Source organism: Brevundimonas sp. UBA2503 (assembly GCF_002341485.1).
GTDB lineage: Bacteria > Pseudomonadota > Alphaproteobacteria > Caulobacterales > Caulobacteraceae > Brevundimonas > Brevundimonas halotolerans.
In genome coordinates this window covers 119,447-139,623 of the sequence record NZ_DDOD01000019.1, presented here as the reverse complement: position 1 = coordinate 139,623, position 20,177 = coordinate 119,447, and the positions used below count along the sequence as shown (strand labels likewise).

The following is a 20,177-nucleotide window of genomic DNA, read 5'->3' as shown; positions in this document are numbered from 1 at the left end:
GCAAGAAGGGCCTATGAGTCTGACGCTTCCCGCACTGGCCGACGGGGCCCCGCTGACCGCATGGGACAGTTTGCGGCGGGCTGTGTGGCTGTTCGACCCGGATACCTGCTTCGGCGTCTATGCCAACCGGACGGCGTTGGCCCTGTGGGGTGCGGCGGATCTGGACGAGTTACTGTCGCGCGATTTTTCCAAATTGTCGCCGGCCGTCCGCGCCCGGACAGACCGGCTGAAGGCCGTGACGGCCGACGGCGAACCGGTCGAGGAACGCTGGACCTTCTATCCCAATGGCGAGCCGCTAACGGTTCAGGCGCTGATTTCAACAGTGGCGCTGGACGATGGCCGCAAGGTGCTGCTGTTTGAGGCCACGGAGGCCGAGGTCGGGGTCGAGGAACGCCGCGCGGTCGAGGCCTTGCGCCATTCGGCCGGGCCGGTCGGCCTGTTCGACGCCACAGGCGCGGTGCTGTTTGCCAATCCCGGGGCCTTTTCGGCCTATGGCGAGGGTGTGGGCCTGATCGACCGGTTCGAGGACCGGGCTGCCGGGCAGGCAGTTCTGGATACTGCGCTGGCTGAGCGTACGACGGCCGAGGTGCACCGCATGGTGACGCTGAAGGGCCCGCGCTGGCACCATATCGACTGTCGGCCCGTTCAGGATCCGGTGACGGGCGCCGTCAGCGTCCTCTTGAATGAGCGCGACGTGACCGACCGGGTCGAGGCCGAGGCCGCGCGTGCCGCCGCCGAGCAGAAGGTCGCCATGGCCGAGGCGCGGCAACGATTCCTGAGCGACATGTCGCACGAGCTGCGCACCCCCCTGAACGCGGTCATGGGCTTTGCCGACGTCCTGGACCGGTCCGGGCTGAACCCGGATCAGGCGGCGCATGTGGCGCGGATCACCGCCGCCGGTGAGGCCCTGCACACTGTTGTCGAGCGAATGATCGACCTGTCGCAGCGCGATGACTGGGGCGGGGCGATCGATATGGACGACCTGATGCGGCCGAGGCCGGCCGCGACGCGGCCTGACATGCCCGAACCGGCCGCCGTAGACGCGTCCGTCGAGGATGAGGGCGAGGGGCGCGCCATGGTCGTCCTCTATGTCGATGACAATGAAAGCAACCGGGTGCTGGTCTCGACCCTGCTGACCGCCCAAGGGGTGATCTGCGAAACCGCCGATGACGGAGCCGAGGGCGTCGAGGCCGCCCGCCGCGGCGGCTGGGACGTGATCCTGATGGACATCCAGATGCCGGTCATGGACGGCGTCGAGGCCACCCGTCGCATCCGCGCGCTGGATGCCGAGGTCGCGGCCACCCCGATCATCGCCCTGACCGCCAATACGCTTGCCGAACAGCTGGAGCTCTATTTCGCCGTCGGCATGGACGACTGCATCGCCAAGCCGCTGAACGCCGCCGAGATGTTCGACAAACTGTTCACCCAGGCCAGCCGCCCCTGGCGCGAGGAGTGGGCGGAGGCGAGCGCGAGCCCGACCCTGACGGCTACACTCTCTGCGTGATAGGCTTCCCGAAGCAGGACAAGACGGGGGTGCGGGTGGCGAAACAAGTCAGCATAGGACGCGCGATCCTCGTGGGCTTCCTGTGGATCCACGTTCCAGTCTGGACATGCATGCTCGCCCCCATGGTCCTACTCGGAGTTTCCGGAGAGCTCGGCGTGACAGCGCGCTTGCTGGCTGGCGTGTCCGACGCCTGGTCATTAGTCTTGGTGGTCGGCTTCATCTTGTGCGGTATCGGGCTGGCGTGGCTGGTCTGGTCGGTGCAAGTGCCGCGCTGGAGAGTCTGGGCGTACCGGCGCGTGGAAAGTCTCCCGGCCCTCAAGGAAGCCGCTGTAGATGCCTCGTTGATCTGGCCCGAAGGCCACATTTTCGAGCGCACGGAAATCCGCAGTCGGGCCCAGACTGACGAGCTCCGGCGGCTTGAGAGACTTTCCAACGGACGAGAGATTTCCAACCGAGGAGCTCCCCGACAGACGCCCTCAAGGCTGGGAACGGCACTGGAAGCCCTGCTGTTGGGCGCGATCTTCACGCCCCTATGTGTGCTGGCTCCGGCAGGCTTGGCATCCATGCTTGGGTTCGACGTTGTGGCAAACCCTTTATTCTTGGCGATTGTGATCCTGTTCCCGGTGGGTGTTGCGGGCGCGATCTATGCGAGGGCGCGTCGAGACGATGTATCTGCGCGCGAGGGTTTTCGCCGTATGCTTCCTGCCATGCTGAAAGGTGAAGGCGACGATGCTTGAGGCGAGCGCCGCAGCGGCGTGAGTTGACCGCAGCGGCGTAGCGGGTCAAACGCTGAGCATGCTTCAAAACCTTGAACCCCTCGCCCGTGAGGCCCGCTCGTGGCCGTTTGAGCAAGCCCGCAATCTTCTGGCCCATGTGCTGAAGAAGCGGCTGTCGGACGCCGAGCTGAATGCCGCGCGGATGCTGATCGATGCGGGCAAGGCGGACGAGGCGCTGGCCACGTTCGAGGCCCTGCAGCGGCCGGTGATCCTTGAGACCGGCTATGGTCCCTCGGGCCTGCCGCACATGGGCACCTTTGGCGAGGTGGCGCGCACGACCATGGTGCGCAATGCCTTTCGCGCGCTGACGGGGGACCACTGGCCGACGCGACTGATCGCGTTCTCGGACGACATGGACGGCCTGCGCAAGGTGCCGGACGGCGTGCCGAACCCGGAGATGTTGCGCGAGGACCTGCATCTGCCGCTGACGAAGGTGCGCGATCCGTTCGGGACGCACGACAGTTTCGGGGCGCACAACAATGCCCGGCTGCGGGCGTTTCTGGACAGTTTCGGCTTTGACTATGAGTTCATGAGCTCGAGCGAGCAGTATCGCTCGGGCCGGTTCGATGCCGTGCTGCTGCGGATGCTGGAGCGCTATGACGCGGTCATGGCCATCATGCTGCCGACGCTGGGCGAGGAGCGCCGCGCCACCTATTCGCCCTTCCTGCCGATCAGCCCTGTCACCGGCCATGTGCTGCAGGTGCCGACGCTGGAGCGGAATGTCGAGAAGGGCACCATTGTCTTTGACGATCCGGCAGGCGGCCGCACCGAGGTGCCGGTCACCGGCGGCCATGTGAAGCTGCAGTGGAAGCCGGACTGGGCCATGCGCTGGACCGCTCTGGACGTCGACTATGAGATGTCGGGCAAGGACCTAATCGAGAGCGTGCGCGAGGCGTCGAAGATCTGTCGCGCGCTGGGCGGCACCCCGCCCGAGGGCTTCAACTATGAACTCTTCCTCGATATCGAGGGCAAGAAGATCTCCAAGTCCAAGGGCAATGGCCTGACGATGGACGAGTGGCTGCGCTACGGCACGCCGGAGTCGCTGAGCTGGTACATGTTCCAGTCGCCGAAGTCGGCCAAGAGCCTGCACTTCAATGTCATACCGCGTGCGATCGATGACTATCTGAGCTTCATCGACCAGTTCCAGGCGCAGGAGCCGGCCAAGCAGATCGACAATGCCGTCTGGTCGATCCATGCGGGCGCGCCGCCGAAGGTCGCCAGCCCGGTGTCGTTCAGCCTGCTGCTGAACCTGGTCAGCGTGGCCAATGCCTCGACCAGGGACCATCTGTGGGCCTATTTCGCCAAGTATCTGCCGGAGGCCACGCCGGAGACTGAGCCGACGCTGGATCGGCTGATGGGGCATGCGCTGAACTATTACGAGGACTTCGTGAAGCCCTCGAAGACCTATCGCGCGCCGACGGAGCAGGAGCGGGCGGCGTTCGAGAACCTGGCCGCGCGTCTGAAGGCCCTGCCGGCCGACACGACCGACGGCGAGGCCATCCAGGCCGAGGTCTATGCGGTGGGCAAGGCGCACGACTTCCAGCCGCTCCGGGCCTGGTTCGGGGCGCTGTATGAGGTGCTGCTGGGCGCGTCGCAGGGTCCGCGATTTGGGTCCTTCGCCGCCATCTATGGCCTGCCCCAGACGATCGAGTTGATCGAGAAGGGCGCGCGCGGCGAACTGGCGGGGTAGGGGTGGCCCCCTCCACCATGCTGCGCATGGTCCCCCTCCCCCGATGGGGGAGGAATGTACCGTGCTCAAGCAGCGAGGCTCCGCGAGCCGAGCGGTAGCGCGTCAACAATATGAACCGAAAACAACAATCCGTTCATGGGAGCCTTTCGCTGCGTCCGCGCATTTTCATGACACGACCCCACTGATGGAGTGAGTCATGTCGAAGATGATCAACAGAGCTTTGATGGCCGGTGCGGCCCTTGTGGCCATGTCGGCGGTGCCGGGTATCGCCAGCGCGCAGTCGGCCAATGGAATCACCAACTGCGACGCCCCCGGCGGGCGGCAACAGGCCGGTGCCGTGATCGGTGGTGTGCTGGGCGCCTTGGCTGGCAGCCAGATTTCGGACAATGAGCGCGAGTTGGGCGCCGTGGCCGGTGCGGCTGCGGGTGCCGCTGCGGGCTCCTACGTCGGCTGCCAGCAGCAGCGCGACCGTGCCCGCCAGGCGCCTCAGGCTCAACAGGGCGGGGCCACCGTCCGCGCCACCAGCAATCTGCGGGTCCGTTCGGGGCCCGGCACCAACTATCGCCAGATCGGCAGCCTGAGCGCCGGCCAGTCGGCGCAGGTGACGGGTTCGCAGGGCGAATGGGTGCAACTGAGCAACGGTGGCTGGGTCAGCGCCCACTATCTGACCTACTGATCGGGTCCCAGAGCTGACGAGCGGGGCGTGTCCGGCAAGGGCGCGCCCCGTCTTCGTGTGCGTCTACTGGCTGACCCACAGGATACGGCGCACCCAGGCCAGATCGGCGCGCGCCACCTGACGCGGGGGATAGTCCGGATTGATCGACAGCAGCGTCAGCCCGGACGCATCGGTGCGCTCCACCTCCTTGACCAGGGTCTCGCCGGAATGGGTACGCACCACCACCCGGTCGCCGCGCCGCACGGGTCGGGGCTCGGCATCAACGATCAGCTTGTCACCGGGGCGATACAGCGGCGCCATGGACTCGCCGGACACCTCAAGGCTGTAGAGCCCATCGCGGGGCTGGGGCAGGTCGGTCTCCAGCCAACCCTCACCGGTCGGCAGGCCCGCCTCGTCGAAAAATCCGTCCTGACCGGCCTGGGCCAGCCCCAGCAGCGGCACGGCGGTCGGTGGCTCCTCCGCATCCTCGGCCAGACGGGCGAACTGGCCCAGCGACAGGCCACAGACCGCCAGAACGCGCGTCAGGCTTTCGGTCGAGGGCCAGCGCGGCCGTGCCTCGGGCGGCGGTCCCAGGCGTTTGGACGGATTGAAGGCGGTCGGATCCAGTCCCGCCCGCCGCGCCAGCCCCGAGGCCGTCAGCCCCTCGGCCTGCGCCAGCCGGTCCAGCCCCCGCCATATCTGCACATGAGTGAGCGGCACATCAGCCCTCCACGCGAATCAGAGGGACAGGATATAGGAAAAGAAGCCTACTCCAAGCCCGCGGCGCGACGTTCCTGCCAGGCCCAGAAGGTGCCTACGGCGAGGGCGACCAGCACGCCGTAACCGGCCAGGTTGATGACGGTGTAGTAGGACGAGATCGAGGGGCGGATATCGAGGGTCATAAGAGCGTGGGCGGTGACCACCAGCAGCTGGGCAGCGCAGGCCCAGGTCGGCCAGGTGCGATGCGATTTCCACACCAGGGCCCCCAGCACCAGCAGCATGACCACATCAATGGCCAGCATGCTCCATTGGGCGCTGTAGAGGTCGCTGTCGTTCTGGACGAGCATCGATGCCAGCCAGCCGAGGCCATAGGCGCCGGCAGCGATCCGCTCGGTCTCCTCGCCTTTCAGGAAGGCGAATCCCAGAACCAGCACAATGAAGGCCGCGCCGATCTGGGAATAGAGGGTGTCAAACATGAGATCGCCCCCTGAGCGAAACACTCAGAGGGCGATCATGCATTGAATCGGGTCTGACCGGAATGTCCGGTGTCAAACATTACGCCGAATTCAGGCCAGGCGCAGGTGACCCTTGGTCGGCGGGGTTCCGCCCACCGGGGTTTCCCAATCGTCGGGCTTGTCGACGGGACCGACGGCGTAGACGCCCCAGCCCATCTTGCGGTGGTCCTTTTGCAGCTCGGCGTGGCAGGCGACGATGGCCGTACGGGCTTCGCTGAGGGCGGCGATGGTTTCCATGGCCTTGGCCTGGCTACCGGCGCCGGCGACCGGCGAGACTTCCAGAAGGGCGCGGGCGCCGATCATGGACTGAACCAGGGTCGTGGTCTGGGTGATGGCCGCATCAATGGCCTTTTCCGTAGCGTGCAAATCCTTGGCAACGCCAGCGATGACTTGTGTTCTGTCCATGAAACCCTCCAAGCAACTATGGTTAAGCAAACCTTAACACGCTTCGGGCCGCCTTGAAACACAGGTTTTCGAAGAAATAGTCCCGGTAACGCCTCCGCCGATCGGTGGCTCATCCTCGGGCTTGTCGACCGGGCCGACTGCAAGGGCCTCCAGTCCCAGACTTCGGGCGAGGGCGGCCAGCCGCCCGTGGGTGCGGACGATGTGGCCGCGGGCCTCGGACAGGGCCACGACGGATTGAGCGGTGTCCTCGAAGGCCTTCTGTCCGGTGACGGCCGACAGATAGGCCTCGGCCCGGGCCTCGGGCAGATAGGCGGCCAGCCGGGCGGTGTGGATCAGGGCGGCGTCAATGGCCGATTCAGCGGCATACAGGCGATGGGCCAGTGTCTGGCCGACGTCGGAACGGGTCATGTGCGAATCTCCCCTGTGGCGGGTTGCCACGGGAAAATACAACCATAACCTGCGTAAACTTACAACCCGGGGCTGTCTTCCAGCAGGAAGTGCGCGGTCAGGGCGGCGATGGGCTGGGCCTCGTCCTCCTGCCAGGCTTCGGCCAGTACGTGGGCGACACGCCGCCCGGCCTTGTTGATGCGGGCCCGGGCATAGACGTGCTGGGGCCGCCCCGAGCGCAGATAGGCGACAGAGACATTGATCGGACGGGGCAGGTGCATGCCGGGGAAGCTCTCGGCGACCTGGGCCATGGCCGTGATCTCGAGCAGGGCCGCCGTTGATCCGCCATGCAGGGCCGGCAGCATCGGATTGCCGATCAGATGATCGGAAAACGGCATGGTCACGGTCAGGAGATCGCCGGCCTGCTCGGCGGTCAGGCCGAGGAAGCGGGCATAGGGCATGGCCTCGATCACGCGGCTCATTCCCCGGCCTCCGGCTTCGGACGGCGTTCAGGCCGTGTCGTGGTCAGGATATAGGCGGACTGGGCCGCCGCGACCGGATCGTCGGGCGCATCCTCGAACGCCCAGGCGCGGACAAAGGCGATAGACCGCGTCAGGCGATAGCAGCGCGCCTCGGCGATCAGATCGGCGCGGGGCCGGGCGGCGCGCATGTAGTCGACGCGCAGGTCCAGGGTCGCCAGTGGCTTGAAGTTGTCCAGCGAAACCCAGACGGCCAGTCCGCCGACATGGTCCAGCAGTGTGGTGACGACACCGCCGGCGATGACGCCCGTGTCCGGGTCACCGACCAGATCCTCGCGCCAGGGCACCCGGATGCGGACGCGATCGCCGTCCAGCGACTCATAGGTGAAGCCGAGCGCGTGGGTGTGGGCTGCACCCGAGGCCAGTTGCGGTAGAAGCGGGGCGATTGCGGGAACGTCCATACCCCGTGCTTATCGCGCCGAACGATGCCTGCAAATGGCGGAGCGCGTCTTCGAACTCAGCCTGCGGCGACCTGGGGTCCGTCCGCCATCGCCTCGTCCTCGACCTGGGGCGCGGACAGAGCCGCGTTCATGGCGTGGCGCAGGCGCTCGGGCTTGATCGGCTTTTCGACAACGGCGGCCATGCCGGACGCGATGTAGCGACGGGCGTCCTCGGGGTCGGCATTGGCCGTCAGGGCGATGATCGGCACATCGCGCATCGGTCCTTTGAGCTTGCGGATCGCCTGGGTGGCCTGAAGCCCGTCCATACGCGGCATCTTGATGTCCATCAGGACCAGATCGAAGTCGCGTTCCTTGATGGCGTCCAGCGCCTCCATGCCGTCGTCGGCCGTCTCGGACGTGCAGCCGAACATTTCGCACAGGGCCTGGGCGACCACGCGATTGGTGGCGTTGTCGTCGACGATCAGGATATGCGGATTGGCGATCATGTCGGATTCGACCATGTCCGAGACATTGCTGTCGGCCTCGACGGGCCGCTCGGCACGCTCGGCCGAGATGTCGAACGCAAAGGTCGCGCCCCGGCCCGGGTTGTTCTCGGCCCAGATGCGTCCGTCCAGCCGGTCCATGATCTGGCGACAGATGGCCAGACCCAGACCCGCACCGTCGGGGCCGGAGCCGTGCACAAAGGGCTCGAAGATCACATCGACCCGGTCTGCGGGGACACCCGGGCCATCGTCGCGGACACGTGCCTGCATGACGACGCGGTCGCCCTCGATCCAGGCCTTCAGCCCGGCCTCGACCATGCCATTGCGGGCAAACTTCAGCGCATTGCCGATCAGGTTGTTGAAGATCTGCTTGATACGGACCGGGTCAATCTTCGCGGCCAGTTCGGTGTCGCCCTCATAGCTGACGACCAGATGGACATTGTCCTGTGAGGCGCGCGGCTCCCACATGGCGGCGACATCGTCCATCAGGGCGCGGAGCGGCGTGGGCTGCAGATTGATGTCCAGCTCGCCGGCCTCGGCGCGCGACAGGTCGAGGGCGTCCTGCAGGATTTGCAGCAGGACTTCCGACGAGTCGACGATGGTCTGGACGTGGGACTGGGCCGCCGCATTCAGCGGCTGTCGACGCAGCAGTTCGGCCACTGCCAGCACGCCGTTCAGCGGTGTGCGCAGTTCATGGCTCATGATCGACAGGAACTGGCTCTTGGCGCGCGCTGCGGACAGAGCCTGGGTACGGGTGTCGGACAGCATGCGGGCCTGTTCGGTCAGCTCGGCATTCTGGCGGCGCTGGTCGTCATTGATGGCCTTCAGCAGCGAGATGACCGTGCCGATGCCCCAGTATTTGCCCTTGCGGGTGACAATAAAGCCCCGGGTCAGGGCGCCGGGCCCCGAGCTCAGCATGGCGTCGCAGAAGCTGTCGATGCGGACCCCGGCCTCGACCACCGAGGGCTCGTCGTCCATCAGTTCGGTGATGGGGCGGTTGCCGTACAGCGCATGGCCAAAGGGGCCCGCGACCTTGAGCAGAAAGGCATTGCGCTCGATCAGGCCCACGGGCCGGTCATCCTTGACCACCGGTATCACAAGCGCGTCCGGAAAATCCTTGAAGTGGGCAAAGATCGCCGCTCCGAGCGTCTCGGGCGGGACCGGTGTGGCCCTTTCGGTCAGCTTTTCGATCGTCGGCATAACTGACCGATACTCCCTCGACTGGATGTGAGGCTTAACCGACAACCATTTGCAGATTGGTAAACGCGGGAAACTTCGGTTTTCCTGCCGCATTCTCGACGCTTTTGCATCGATCCCGCCGCGGGTGTATGAGGCGCCTCTCCCGCCTTTACGGGCTTTTTCGCATGCGCGCGGCCAGACGGCCGACCGCAGATTTGTCATGAGCGCTTTCGACCCACAGCCCGCCGCTTCGGCCCTCGTCCTGTTCTCGGGCGGGCAGGACAGTGCGACCTGCCTGGCCTGGGCGATGGAGCGGTATGCGCGCGTCGAGACGGTGGGCTTCGACTATGGCCAGCGCCATGCGGTAGAAATGCAGGCCCGGCTTGCGGTGCGCGACGGCATGCGCGCCGCCCTGCCGCAAGGGGCGGACCGGCTGGGCGAGGACCATGTCGTCGACCTGACCGGCTATGGCGCCATCGCCGAGAGCGCCCTGACGGCCGACCGGGCCATGGAGATGGACGCGCGGGGCCTGCCGACCACCTTCGTCCCGGGGCGCAACCTGGTGTTCCTGAGCGTGGCGGCCGCGCTGGCCGACCGGCGTGGACTGGACGTGCTGGTCGGGGGCATGTGCGAGACGGACTTCTCGGGCTATCCCGACTGTCGCCGCGAGACGATCGACGCCATGGAACGGGCCCTGTCGCTGGGTCTGGATCAGCCGGTGCGGATCGAGACGCCGCTGATGGCCCTGACCAAGGCCGGGACCTGGGCGCTGGCGCACCGGATCGGCGGCGAGCCGCTGGTCGAGCTGATCCTTGAGGCCAGCCACACCTGTTACCGGGGCGACCGGTCGGAGCGACATGTCTGGGGCTATGGTTGTGGCACCTGTCCGGCGTGCGAGCTGCGCGCGCGCGGCCATTCCGAATGGGTGGCCGCATGACCTATTCGGTCAAGGAGACCTTTCTGACGGTGCAGGGCGAGGGCGGACAGGCGGGGCGTGTGGCCGTCTTCCTGCGCTTTGCCGGCTGTAATCTGTGGAGCGGGCGCGAGCAGGACCGGTCGACGGCGGTCTGCACCTTCTGCGATACGGACTTTGTCGGCACCGATGGCGACGGCGGCGGCAAGTTTGCGACGGCCGGGACCCTGGCCGACCACGTCGCCGGGTTCTGGACGGGGCAGGGCGGGCGGCCGCTGGTCGTCTGCACCGGGGGCGAGCCCCTTTTGCAGCTGGACGGTGCCCTGATCGCGGCCCTGCACGCGCGCGGCTTTGAGATTGCGGTCGAGACCAATGGCACGATCGCGGCCCCCGAGGGCATCGACTGGATTTGCGTCAGCCCCAAGGCCGATGCCCTGGTGATCCAGACGACGGGCCAGGAGCTGAAACTGGTCTATCCGCAGGACACGGCCCGGCCCGAACGGTTCGAGGACCTGGCCTTTGAACGGTTCTGGCTGCAGCCGATGGATGGTCCGGACGTCCTGGCCAACACGGCGGCGGCCTTTGACTATTGCCTGACCCATCCCAAGTGGCGCCTGAGCGTCCAGACCCACAAATATATCGGCGTGCGTTGATGCCCACTTTCGAGATCACCAAACAGGCCACCTTCGACGCGGCTCACCATTTCCCGAACGAGCCGGAGGGCAGCATCTATCGCCGGGTGCATGGCCACTCCTTCACGGTCGAAGCCACGGTGCGGTCCGAGACGCTGGATGCCGAGCATGGCTGGGTCGCGGACCTCGGTGCGCTGGACCGGGCGTTGAAGGCGGCGGCGGAAGAGCTGGACCACGGCCTGCTCAATGAAAAGCCGGGGCTGGAAATGCCCAGCCTGGAGAACCTGTGCCTGTGGTTCGCCAACCGGATGAAGCCGGAGTGGCCGGGCTTGTGTCGCATCCAGGTGGCCCGCCCGACCATCAACGAGCGGTGCGTGCTGACGCTCTAGCAGTCGCGGCCCGAGGCGCGGCGCTGTTCGCAGCGGCGTTGCTCGCGCTCATAGCCCCGCTGTTCTCGCTCGCGCTTCAGACGGGTTTCCTCGTCCGAGGTCGTGACGGCGTCGACACCGGCGCCCAGCACGGCCCCCGTCGCCTTGACCGTGCCGCCGACCACGGCAGCGCCCGTGCCGACGACAGCGCCCACCAGACAGCCCTGAAGCATCAGGGATGCACCGAGCACGGCCGCAAGCGAGATCAAACGCGATGTGGAACGGATCATTGGCCGGTACTCCCAGGGTCGGGATCAGGGTTACCGGCCAATGATGAACAAGGACTGAGGACAGGTCTAGCGGCTGTCGACCATGACCAGTTCGGCGTCCTCGTGGGCGGTCACCGTGATGGTGGGCTCGTCCTTGATCCCTGCGCCGTCGCGGGCATTGAGGACTGTGCCGTTGACGTCGATGGACCCTACGGCCTGCACCAGATAGGCACGCCGGCCCTCGGCCAGGTCATAGGTCAGGCTTTCGCCGGCCTTGAGCGTCGCGCCCAGCACGCGCGCGTCGGCATTGATGTCCAGCGCGCCGTCGTCCGGATCGCCCGAGGCCAGCACCTGGAATTTGCCGGTCCGGTCCGACCTGGGGAAAGGTTTCATGCCCCAGCCGGGTTTGGCGCCGGGTTTGTCGGTCTCGATCCAGATCTGGAACAGGGTGGTGGTCTCGTCCTCGAGGTTGAACTCCGAGTGACGCACGCCGGTGCCCGCGCTCATCACCTGGACGTCGCCCGCGCCGGTGCGACCGCGATTGCCCATGGAGTCCTCATGGGTGATGGCCCCGGTCCGGACATAGGTGATGATTTCCATGTCCGCGTGGGGGTGGGGCGGAAAGCCCGATTGCGCGGCGATCTCGTCATCGTTCCAGACACGCAGCCGGCCCCAGCTCATGCGGGCCGGGTCATAATAGTTCGCGAACGAGAAGTGGTGGCGGGCCTTCAGCCAGCCGTGGTCGGCCCCGCCGAGACTGTTGAAGGGTCGGACGTCGATCATGATGCGGTCTCCCTGAGGGTGGAACGGGGGTCAGCCCGCGCCGGTTCGGCCGCTATATAGGTAACTGTGCCGGTGACGAAAAGGGGCCCCGCGTACGGCGTGTCAGGATCATTGCCACACGTTTGGCGGTTATATACGGGTACTCATCACTTTTCCCGTCGGAGCGACAGTTTCCCAGCATGCCAAACTCCGCAGGTATGACGAGTGAACGTCTTGGCCGCATCGTCGAGGGAGCCGCGAGCGAGGTCTATATATTCGGCGCAGAGGATTTCCGGTTCCGGCTTGTGAACAAGGGTGCCCGGGATAATCTGGGATACAGCATCGAAGAGCTGGCCGGTCTGACGCCGTGGGATATCAAGCCGGTCATTGGCCGCGACGCCTTCCTCGCCCTGATTGAGCCGCTTCAGGCGGGGAAAGTCGAAAGGCTCGACTTTGACACCGTTCACCGGCGGAAAGATGGAACGGATTACAATGTCGCTGTGAAGCTGCAGTTGTTCGTCGATGGTGATGATGCCGTTTACTATGCGGCGATCCAGGACACGACAGACTACCGTCGCATCGAGTCCGAACTCAGGGACACGGCCAGACGGCTCGATGGCATCCTCAGCAATACAACCATGTCCGTATTTCTGATGGATGAGCGGCAGCACTGTGTGTTCATGAACCGGGCGGCGGAGAAGCTCACGGGATATGCTTTCCATGAAACGACCGGACGCCCGCTGCACGATGTGATCCACCACACCCGTCCGGATGGCTCGCCGTTTCCGCTCTCGGAGTGCGCCATCGACCGTGCTTTCCCCGAAAAGGCCGGAACGCAGGGCGAGGAGGTCTTTGTCCATAAGGACGGCTCCTTCTATCCGGTTGCCTTTACCGCCAGTCCGATCCGCGACGACGAGGCGAACGTCATCGGCACCGTGATCGAGGCGCGGGACATCAGCGAGGAGAAGCGCAGGGAGGAAGCGCGCAAACTTCTGATGCACGAGGTCGACCACCGGGCGCGCAATGTCCTTTCGATCGTGCAGTCGCTCACGCGTCTTACGCGCGCTGATGATCTTGAAACCTACAAACATGCGCTGGTCGGGCGCATCAGCGCCCTGGCGCGAGCCCAGGCGTCCCTGGCCAGCCGCAAATGGGAAGGCGGGCGTCTCGAGGACGTGGTCCGCGAGGAGATTGAAGCGCTCTGTCCCAAAGACAGTGTGGAGGTGAAGGGTCCTGAGGTCGAGCTTTCGCCCGAGCAGGTCCAGCCGATCAGCATGCTGCTTCACGAATTGGCGACCAATGCCAATAAGTACGGGGCCTGTAGCAGTGGCGGGGGCCGTGTCTCGGTCACCTGGACGCTGGACGCGCGTCAGGTGACGCTGGTGTGGCGCGAGTCCGGCGGCCCGCCTGTCACCGCGCCCACGCGCGAGGGCTTCGGCTCATCGCTCAAAGCCAGTGTCGTGCGCCAGCTGAACGGCACCTTCAGTCGCAAATGGGAGCCGACCGGGCTGGTTGTGGAGGTCGCGTTTCCGCTCTGACGCGCGAAATGCCGAGCCTAGCCACCCATCTGCCCCCGGTGCCGCATCATGGCGTCGGCCAGGACGCAGGCGGCCATGGCCTCGACCACAGGCACGGCGCGCAGGGCGACGCAGGGGTCGTGGCGGCCCTTGGTGCGCAGTTCGGTCTCGGTGCCGTCGCGGGTGATGGTGCGGCGCGGCGTCAGGATCGAGGAGGTCGGCTTGAACGCCACTCGCGCCGTAATCGGCTGGCCGGTCGAGATGCCGCCCAGAATGCCGCCCGCCTTGTTCGACATGAAGACCGGCAGTCCGTCAGGGCTCAGTCGCATCTCGTCGGCATTGTCCTCGCCCGATAGTTCGGCCGAGGCGAACCCGGCGCCGATCTCGACCCCCTTGGCGGCATTGATCGACATCAGGGCCGCGGCCAGTTCGGCATCCAGCTTGGCATAGAGCGGCGCACCCCAGCCAACGGGGACGCCTGTGACCTCAAGCGCCACCACGGCCCCGATCGAGGATCCGGCCTTGCGGATGCCGTCCAGATAGTCGGACCACGGCTGGACGACCTCGGCGGAGGCCGCGAACAGCGGATTGTCCTGCACTGCGTCGAAGTCGAGCGCGTCATCGGGAATGCGGTGCGGCCCGATCTGGACCACTCCCGCGCGGATGGCGATGTCCGAGCCAAGGATCAGGCGGGCGACAGCGCCCGCCGCCACGCGCAGGGCGGTCTCGCGCGCGCTGGAGCGGCCCCCGCCGCGATGGTCGCGCACGCCGTATTTGGCCTGATAGACATAGTCTGCGTGGCCGGGGCGATAGGCGCGGGCGATCTCGCCATAGTCCTTTGAGCGCGCATCCTCATTGTCGATCATCAGGCTGATCGGGGTGCCGGTCGTGACCGGGCCATCTCCGTCATCAAAAGTGCCGGACAGGATGCGGACCGTGTCGCTCTCGCGCCGCTGGGTGACGAAGCGGCTGCCTCCGGGCTTCCTCTGGTCCAGCCACGGCTGGATGTCGGCCTCGGTCAGCGGGATCCGCGACGGGCAGCCGTCGATGACACAGCCGATGGCCGGCCCGTGGCTTTCGCCCCAGGTGGTCACGCGAAACAGATGGCCGAAGCTGTTGTGGGACATGGCCCTCTGGCCTTAGGCCGCGAGACGCGGTGTCGTCCAGACCCGGGCGAAGCGGTCGAGCAGATGTTCGGCGGCAGAGGGTGCTTCCTCGGCGGGCATGAGGGTGATGAACAAATGCCCCTGACCGTGACGACCCTTGGCGGGCAGACCCAGTCCCTTGAGGCGCAGACGCACCGGCGGCTCAAGCCCCGCGACGACCCAGGCATTGCGTGGTCCGGCGTGGGTCATCACCTCGACGCGGCCGCCGTCCTGAAGCACCCGGGGGGAAACCTCCGCCTGCATGAACAGGTCGTCGCCGAGCACCGACAGGCCATGGGCTGCCCGGATGCGGACGGCCAGAAACAGATCGCTGTCGTCCCGACCGGCACCCTTCAGCCGCACATGCTCGCCCGCCCTGAGGCCCGCAGGCAGGGTCAGGCGGAAGGTGCGTCCCCGGTGGCGGGTCGTAACCGGCCCGCCGTTCAGTGCCAGCATCGGATCGATGGACAAGGTCGGCAGAGGAGCGCTGCGGCGCATCGGCGGCGCCAGGGCCAGGAGGGCCGGCCTTTCGGCCTGAATGACGTGCCAGGCGGCAATGACCTCGCGGAACCGCTCGGCGTCCCCTGCGGGATGGTCGGGACGCGCCGCCTTGACCGCCCGCAGGAAGGCCTGACGCGTCGTCTCGTGATCGACCGGGCCGGGCAGGCCCAGCACCGCCAGCGCCTGGCGATAGGTCAAAAGGGAGGTGTCGGGGCCGCTCATTGCGACCAAAAGCCACGAACAGGGTCAATGCCGGGTTAACCGTGAAGCTGGCTCTCGCGAACTGGCGCGGGCTGCGCTAGAGAGTGGCGCATGAGCACGCCCGTTATCCCGCCCAGCCCGTCGCGTGAGGAATATGCCCGCGATTATGCCGCAGCACTTGCCGCCAACAGCGATGAGGCGGACTTTGCCTGTGACGAGCCGTTTGCCCTGCTGGAACGGTGGCTGGCCGATGCCGGGGCGCATGAGATCAACGACTCAAACGCCATGGCGCTGGCGACCGTCGATGCCGACGGGCTGCCCGACTGCCGGATGGTGCTGCTGAAAGATGTCAGCGCCGAAGGCCTGACCTTCTATTCTAACCGCGAAAGCGACAAGGGTCAGCAATTGGAGGGTCAGCCGCAGGCGGCCCTGCTGTTCCATTGGAAATCGCTGCGGCGTCAGGTGCGCCTCAGGGGAACTGTCGAGCCGGTCAGCGCGGCAGAAGCCGATGCCTATTTCGCCAGCCGCGCCCGCGAAAGCCGGATCGGGGCCTGGGCCTCGACCCAGTCCCGGCCTCTGGCGGACCGTACCGAACTGGAGGCCTCCGTGGCGCGTCAGACCGCGCGCTTCGAGGGTCAGGACGTGCCGCGCCCCGAGGGCTGGACCGGCTGGCGGCTGGTGCCGGTACAGGTCGAGTTCTGGCGGGATCGCCCCTTCCGCCTGCATGATCGGCTGCGGCTTCACCGGGATGACGCAGACTCGCCCTGGCAAACGCAGCGGCTCTATCCCTGAGGATCAGCCATCGAGGTCGGGCGCTGCCGGGTCCAGATTGGGTCCGCCGTACCGGGCGAGGAAGGTCTCTACGGCATCTGCGGCGATGCGGGCGTGCGAACGCGTGACCTGGACGGAGTCACCGGTGACCAGGGGGACGAAGAAGACCGGGTGCTCGACCATTCCCATCAACTGGCCGGCGGCCCACGACGGTTTGTCGCAAACCAGCTCCCCGCGTGCGTCGAGCGCCACGATGGCCTCGAGCAGGGACGCTCCGATCTGAGCCTTGCCGCGCTCGAAGAAATGGCTGGCCATGGCCTGGAAGCGCGGACGCTCGGCCATGACCAGCCGGAAGACGGACCGGACCAGCGGATCACTCATGAAGGCGGCATAGGCTTCAGCAAACCGGATCAACTGGCAGCGCGCGGGACCGTCGACAGCTCGGACATGGCTGATCTGGCGAGCGAATTCGTTTGAGGCGTCCTCAATGACGGCGTGGAACAGCTCGGCCTTTGAGGGAAAGAAGGTATAGAGGGTGGCGGTCGAAACCCCGGCCTCGCGGGCGATCGGCTCGACTCGCGTCGCGGCGAACCCCTGGGCCATGAACTGGCGTCGGGCCTCGGCCAGCACATTGCGGCGCCGGGGGTCCTCACTGTCAACTTGGAAGAAGGTGGCCGGCTCAGGCCGGGCGGGTTGGGGCAGACTCATGAGCACGAAGGGTGGCGTGGATAACGCCGTCTCGCAAGATTAAAATCGACCGACGTTACCCGACCTCACCCCAGCCACCGCTCCAGCAGCGGATGGGTCAGCACCGGGGCCACCAGCCGGTCCACCGACTGCGGGTCGGTCAGCACGACGGCGGCAGTCGCATCGGCCACGATGAAGTCGGCATGTACCTTGGCCGGTTCCGTCAACCGCTCATGCCCCGGGCGGACCGTCAGCAGATACTGGTCAATGACCGACTGCGCCGTGCGACCACGCTCGACCTGGTCGCGCAACAATCGCCGGATGAAGCGGATGTCCGACGGCGTGTCCACGAATACCCGGATGTCGAACAGCTGGACCAGCGCCGGGGTGCACAGCAGGTGGGTGCCCTCGATCACGATCACATCGGCGGCGGGCACGGGCTCGCCCCCCGGTTCACGCCCGTGGGTGACAAAGGAATAGACCGGCGCCTCGACCGGCTGCCCCGCCTTCAGCGCGCTGAGGTGGCGATGCAGCAGATCATGGTCCCGGGCGGACACGTCGTCGAAATCAAAGGTCGCCGCGTCAAAGTCGGGCAAGGAGGCGGCGTCCCGATAATAGGAATCCTCGCGCACCAGGGCTGCGACTCCCTCCGGCAGGTGCCGGATCAGGGCCTCGGCCAGGGTGCTCTTTCCCGAGCCCGAGCCGCCGGTGATGGCGATCAGAATGGCCATGGATCGGCTCTAGCGGAAGAAGCAGGTCAGGCCGGCGTACAGGGTTTCGACCGTGGCATCCGGCCCCTCGGATGACAGCATGCCGCCCAGATCGCCACTCGAGAACTCGGTGCCGAGCGTCGAGTCCGGGATCATTTCCACGACCCGTGCGGACTGAAGGTCGGTCCGGCTGGAGCCCACACCGACGCCATCTGCAGTGGTCAGACTGGCCTCGTCGAGGAACCAGCCGGCGAATTTGTCGTCCTGAAAGGCCAGCTGCAGGCCGTTCGGATATTCGGCGAACTGCGTCGGGCCGGCTCCGCACTCACTGTTGGTGGTCACCTGGGGCGTTTCGGTGCCCAGCAGGGTCGAGACGGCGTTCAGGACCATGTCCTGCGACATGCCGAAGGGCAGGGCCCGGGCCGAGCCTTGCGCGGTGAAGGCCCGCAGGCCCTCGCCCTCGAGCGCCAGTCCACCCTGCGCGGCCTCGGCGGCGTCCTGCCCGGAAGGCGTGGCTTCCGGTTCCGTCGCCGGGGCAGGCGAGGGCGCCCCGGTCATGCTGTCACAGGCGCCAAGGGCCAGCAGGGCAGCGAGGGTAAGGGCGGTGCGGGCGAGGGTCATGGAAGGGTCCTGTCGGCCAGATCGGGGAAGGTTTGTGCCCAAACTAGCCGAAAGCGACGCGTCCGGGGCACAGAAAGTCGCTCCCCCTGACGTTGCGTCACGTTGCCTATCCCTCACGCCGCCGATAGCTTGCCGGCAAGTGCCGCGGGCAACGTCGGCCAGACCCATGAATTTCGGAGAGGAAACCGATGCTCGGATTGATGCAGGACTGGCCGCTGACGGTCGACAAGATCCTCGATCACGCGAAGAACTGGCATCCCCAGCGCGAGGTCGTGACCCGCTCGGTCGAAGGGCCGATCGTTCGCTCCACCTATGGTGAAATCCACGGTCGGGCCAAACGCGTCTCTAACGTCCTGAAAAGCTGGGACGTCAAGGTCGGCGACCGGGTCGCCACCCTGGCCTGGAATACCGGCCGCCACATCGAGGCCTGGTACGGCATCATGGGTATCGGCGCAGTGTGTCACACGCTGAACCCGCGCCTGTTCCCGGAACAGCTAATCTACATCATCAATCACGCCGAAGACCGGATCATCTTCGTCGACCTGACCTTTGTGCCGCTTCTGGAAGCCATCCTGCCGCACTGTCCCAGCGTCGAGCGGGTGGTGGTCATGACCGACCAGTGGAACATGCCGGCGACCAAGCTGCCCCGGGCCGAATGCTACGAGCAACTGCTCGAGGAATCCTCCGAGGATGTTGAATGGGGCGGCTTCGAAGAAGGCACCGCTTGCGGCCTTTGCTATACGTCAGGCACGACGGGCAACCCCAAAGGAGTGCTGTATTCGCATCGCTCCAACTTCCTGCACACCCTGGTCACCCTGCAGGCCACCATTATGGGCGCCACGCCGGACGAGGTGATCCTGCCGGTGGTGCCCATGTTCCACGCCAACGCCTGGGGCATCGCCTTCTCGGGCCCTGCGGCCGGCTCGAAGCTGGTCATGCCCGGCGCCCAGATGGACGGTGCGTCGATCTACGAACTGCTCGAGTCCGAAAAGGTCACATTCTCGGCCGCCGTGCCGACCGTGTGGCAGGGGCTGCTGGCCTATATGCGCGAGAATTCGCTGAAGCTGTCGACGGTCAAGAAGGTCCTGATCGGCGGCTCGGCCGTACCGGAAAGCCTGATCCGCGCCTTCAACGACGAGTTCGGCGTCGAGGTCTTCCAGGGCTGGGGCATGACCGAGACCTCGCCGGTTGGCACCCTGTCGCGGCTGACGCCAGAGCTTTCTGCCCTGCCGTACGATGAGCAGATGAAGTGGCGCATCAAACAGGGCATGCCGCCGCTGGGCGTCGAACTGAAGCTCAAGAACTACGCCGGTCAGGAAATGCCGCACGACGGCAAGACCTATGGGCGCCTGATGGTCCGCGGCCCGACCATTGCCGGGGGCTATTTCAAGGACGAGGGCGGCAAAATTCTCGACAACGAGGGCTTTTTCGACACCGGCGACGTCTCGACCATCGACAGCTACGGCTTCATGCAGATCACCGACCGGGCCAAGGATGTGATCAAGTCGGGTGGCGAGTGGATCAGTTCGATCGACATCGAGAACATCTCGGTCGGCCATCCCAAGGTCGAACTGGCGGCCGTGATCGGCGCGGCCCATCCCAAGTGGGACGAACGTCCGGTGCTGGTGATCAAGCTCAAGCCCGGCGAGACCGAGAACAAGCAGGAGCATCTGGATTTCCTGCAGGGCAAGATCGCCAAATGGTGGATGCCCGACGATGTGGTGTTCGTCGACGACATCCCGCTGGGCGCCACCGGCAAGATCGACAAGAAGCTCGTGCGCGAGCGAATGAAGGACTACGTCCTGCCGACGGCGCAGGGCTGATCCG

24 protein-coding genes are annotated in these 20,177 nt (G+C 66.1%); 10 read left to right on the top strand and 14 right to left on the bottom strand.

Going from position 1 to position 20,177, the window contains the following annotated elements:
* Positions 1-13 precede the first annotated feature (13 nt).
* From B4K74_RS09065 to B4K74_RS09050, 4 genes are all read left to right on the top strand, one after another.
* Positions 14-1,504: a response regulator gene (locus tag B4K74_RS09065; protein WP_286692674.1), complete on the top strand. Its 1,491-nt coding sequence runs from the start codon at positions 14-16 to the stop codon at positions 1,502-1,504.
* Positions 1,505-1,659: 155 nt separating this feature from the next.
* Positions 1,660-2,241 carry a hypothetical protein gene (locus tag B4K74_RS09060; RefSeq protein ID WP_286692673.1) on the top strand — a complete coding sequence of 194 codons (582 nt, stop codon included), beginning with the start codon at positions 1,660-1,662 and terminating at the stop codon, positions 2,239-2,241.
* A 58-nt stretch (positions 2,242-2,299) separates the two neighbouring features.
* Entirely contained in the window at positions 2,300-3,970 is a 1,671-nt protein-coding gene (locus B4K74_RS09055; RefSeq protein WP_286692672.1) for a lysine--tRNA ligase, read from the top strand.
* A 196-nt stretch (positions 3,971-4,166) separates the two neighbouring features.
* Positions 4,167-4,646 (top strand): SH3 domain-containing protein, encoded by a 480-nt coding sequence (locus B4K74_RS09050; RefSeq protein WP_123285814.1) that lies wholly within the window; start codon positions 4,167-4,169, stop codon positions 4,644-4,646.
* 63 nt (positions 4,647-4,709) lie between these two features.
* On the opposite strand, the gene B4K74_RS09045 is transcribed toward B4K74_RS09050, so the two are convergent.
* From B4K74_RS09045 to B4K74_RS09015, 7 genes are all read right to left on the bottom strand, one after another.
* A complete protein-coding gene (locus B4K74_RS09045; protein WP_286692671.1) occupies positions 4,710-5,345 on the bottom strand; it encodes a S24 family peptidase in 636 nt (211 codons plus the stop codon).
* A gap of 47 nt (positions 5,346-5,392) precedes the next feature.
* Positions 5,393-5,821 carry a hypothetical protein gene (locus B4K74_RS09040; RefSeq protein WP_286692670.1) on the bottom strand — a complete coding sequence of 143 codons (429 nt, stop codon included), beginning with the start codon at positions 5,819-5,821 and terminating at the stop codon, positions 5,393-5,395.
* 90 nt (positions 5,822-5,911) lie between these two features.
* The gene (locus B4K74_RS09035; protein ID WP_123285811.1) at positions 5,912-6,265 is read right to left on the bottom strand and encodes a hypothetical protein; all 354 of its coding nucleotides are present in this window, start codon (positions 6,263-6,265) and stop codon (positions 5,912-5,914) included.
* 33 nt (positions 6,266-6,298) lie between these two features.
* The gene (locus tag B4K74_RS09030; protein ID WP_286692669.1) at positions 6,299-6,673 is read right to left on the bottom strand and encodes a hypothetical protein; all 375 of its coding nucleotides are present in this window, start codon (positions 6,671-6,673) and stop codon (positions 6,299-6,301) included.
* Positions 6,674-6,732: 59 nt separating this feature from the next.
* Positions 6,733-7,134, bottom strand: coding sequence for a PaaI family thioesterase (locus tag B4K74_RS09025; protein WP_286692668.1), 402 nt, complete (start codon positions 7,132-7,134; stop codon positions 6,733-6,735).
* Complete coding sequence (locus B4K74_RS09020; RefSeq protein ID WP_286692667.1) at positions 7,131-7,592, bottom strand: PaaI family thioesterase; 462 nt, start codon at positions 7,590-7,592, stop codon at positions 7,131-7,133. Before B4K74_RS09020 ends, B4K74_RS09025 begins: the two co-directional genes overlap by 4 nt.
* Before the next feature lie 56 nt (positions 7,593-7,648).
* Positions 7,649-9,274: a response regulator gene (locus tag B4K74_RS09015; protein WP_123285807.1), complete on the bottom strand. Its 1,626-nt coding sequence runs from the start codon at positions 9,272-9,274 to the stop codon at positions 7,649-7,651.
* Between the two features lie 199 nt (positions 9,275-9,473).
* Here B4K74_RS09015 and queC point away from each other — a divergent pair, with 199 nt between their 5' ends.
* Genes queC through B4K74_RS09000 form a run of 3 tightly spaced genes read left to right on the top strand, consistent with a single transcriptional unit; the run spans position 9,474 to position 11,187 of the window.
* Entirely contained in the window at positions 9,474-10,190 is a 717-nt protein-coding gene (queC, locus tag B4K74_RS09010; RefSeq protein WP_286692666.1) for a 7-cyano-7-deazaguanine synthase QueC, read from the top strand.
* Positions 10,187-10,819 (top strand): 7-carboxy-7-deazaguanine synthase, encoded by a 633-nt coding sequence (gene queE / locus B4K74_RS09005; RefSeq protein ID WP_286692665.1) that lies wholly within the window; start codon positions 10,187-10,189, stop codon positions 10,817-10,819. The genes queC and queE overlap by 4 nt, the downstream gene beginning before the upstream one ends.
* Positions 10,816-11,187: a 6-pyruvoyl trahydropterin synthase family protein gene (locus B4K74_RS09000; protein ID WP_164461744.1), complete on the top strand. Its 372-nt coding sequence runs from the start codon at positions 10,816-10,818 to the stop codon at positions 11,185-11,187. Before queE ends, B4K74_RS09000 begins: the two co-directional genes overlap by 4 nt.
* On the opposite strand, the gene B4K74_RS08995 is transcribed toward B4K74_RS09000, so the two are convergent.
* Positions 11,184-11,456 (bottom strand): hypothetical protein, encoded by a 273-nt coding sequence (locus B4K74_RS08995; RefSeq protein ID WP_286692664.1) that lies wholly within the window; start codon positions 11,454-11,456, stop codon positions 11,184-11,186. The genes B4K74_RS09000 and B4K74_RS08995 overlap by 4 nt on opposite strands.
* A gap of 66 nt (positions 11,457-11,522) precedes the next feature.
* Positions 11,523-12,218 carry a pirin family protein gene (locus B4K74_RS08990; protein WP_286692663.1) on the bottom strand — a complete coding sequence of 232 codons (696 nt, stop codon included), beginning with the start codon at positions 12,216-12,218 and terminating at the stop codon, positions 11,523-11,525.
* Positions 12,219-12,415: 197 nt separating this feature from the next.
* Between B4K74_RS08990 and B4K74_RS08985 the strand changes: the two genes are divergently transcribed.
* Positions 12,416-13,735 (top strand): PAS domain S-box protein, encoded by a 1,320-nt coding sequence (locus B4K74_RS08985; protein ID WP_286692662.1) that lies wholly within the window; start codon positions 12,416-12,418, stop codon positions 13,733-13,735.
* 17 nt (positions 13,736-13,752) lie between these two features.
* Here B4K74_RS08985 and aroC read toward each other — a convergent pair whose 3' ends face one another.
* Together aroC and B4K74_RS08975 are read right to left on the bottom strand one after the other, a co-directional pair.
* On the bottom strand, positions 13,753-14,841 hold the full coding sequence (gene aroC / locus B4K74_RS08980; protein WP_286692661.1) for a chorismate synthase: 1,089 nt from the start codon (positions 14,839-14,841) through the stop codon (positions 13,753-13,755).
* 12 nt (positions 14,842-14,853) lie between these two features.
* Complete coding sequence (locus B4K74_RS08975; RefSeq protein WP_286692660.1) at positions 14,854-15,582, bottom strand: DnaJ C-terminal domain-containing protein; 729 nt, start codon at positions 15,580-15,582, stop codon at positions 14,854-14,856.
* A 90-nt stretch (positions 15,583-15,672) separates the two neighbouring features.
* Between B4K74_RS08975 and pdxH the strand changes: the two genes are divergently transcribed.
* Positions 15,673-16,353 (top strand): pyridoxamine 5'-phosphate oxidase, encoded by a 681-nt coding sequence (gene pdxH, locus B4K74_RS08970; RefSeq protein ID WP_286692659.1) that lies wholly within the window; start codon positions 15,673-15,675, stop codon positions 16,351-16,353.
* 3 nt (positions 16,354-16,356) lie between these two features.
* On the opposite strand, the gene B4K74_RS08965 is transcribed toward pdxH, so the two are convergent.
* The 3 genes from B4K74_RS08965 to B4K74_RS08955 all read right to left on the bottom strand — a co-directional run bounded on the left by B4K74_RS08965 (position 16,357) and on the right by B4K74_RS08955 (position 18,350).
* Entirely contained in the window at positions 16,357-17,040 is a 684-nt protein-coding gene (locus B4K74_RS08965; protein WP_286692658.1) for a TetR/AcrR family transcriptional regulator, read from the bottom strand.
* Between the two features lie 65 nt (positions 17,041-17,105).
* On the bottom strand, positions 17,106-17,750 hold the full coding sequence (udk, locus tag B4K74_RS08960) for a uridine kinase (RefSeq protein ID WP_123285796.1): 645 nt from the start codon (positions 17,748-17,750) through the stop codon (positions 17,106-17,108).
* Positions 17,751-17,759: 9 nt separating this feature from the next.
* A complete protein-coding gene (locus B4K74_RS08955) occupies positions 17,760-18,350 on the bottom strand; it encodes a hypothetical protein (RefSeq protein WP_286692657.1) in 591 nt (196 codons plus the stop codon).
* Between the two features lie 188 nt (positions 18,351-18,538).
* Here B4K74_RS08955 and B4K74_RS08950 point away from each other — a divergent pair, with 188 nt between their 5' ends.
* A complete protein-coding gene (locus B4K74_RS08950) occupies positions 18,539-20,173 on the top strand; it encodes a long-chain-fatty-acid--CoA ligase (protein WP_286692656.1) in 1,635 nt (544 codons plus the stop codon).
* Positions 20,174-20,177 lie beyond the last annotated feature (4 nt).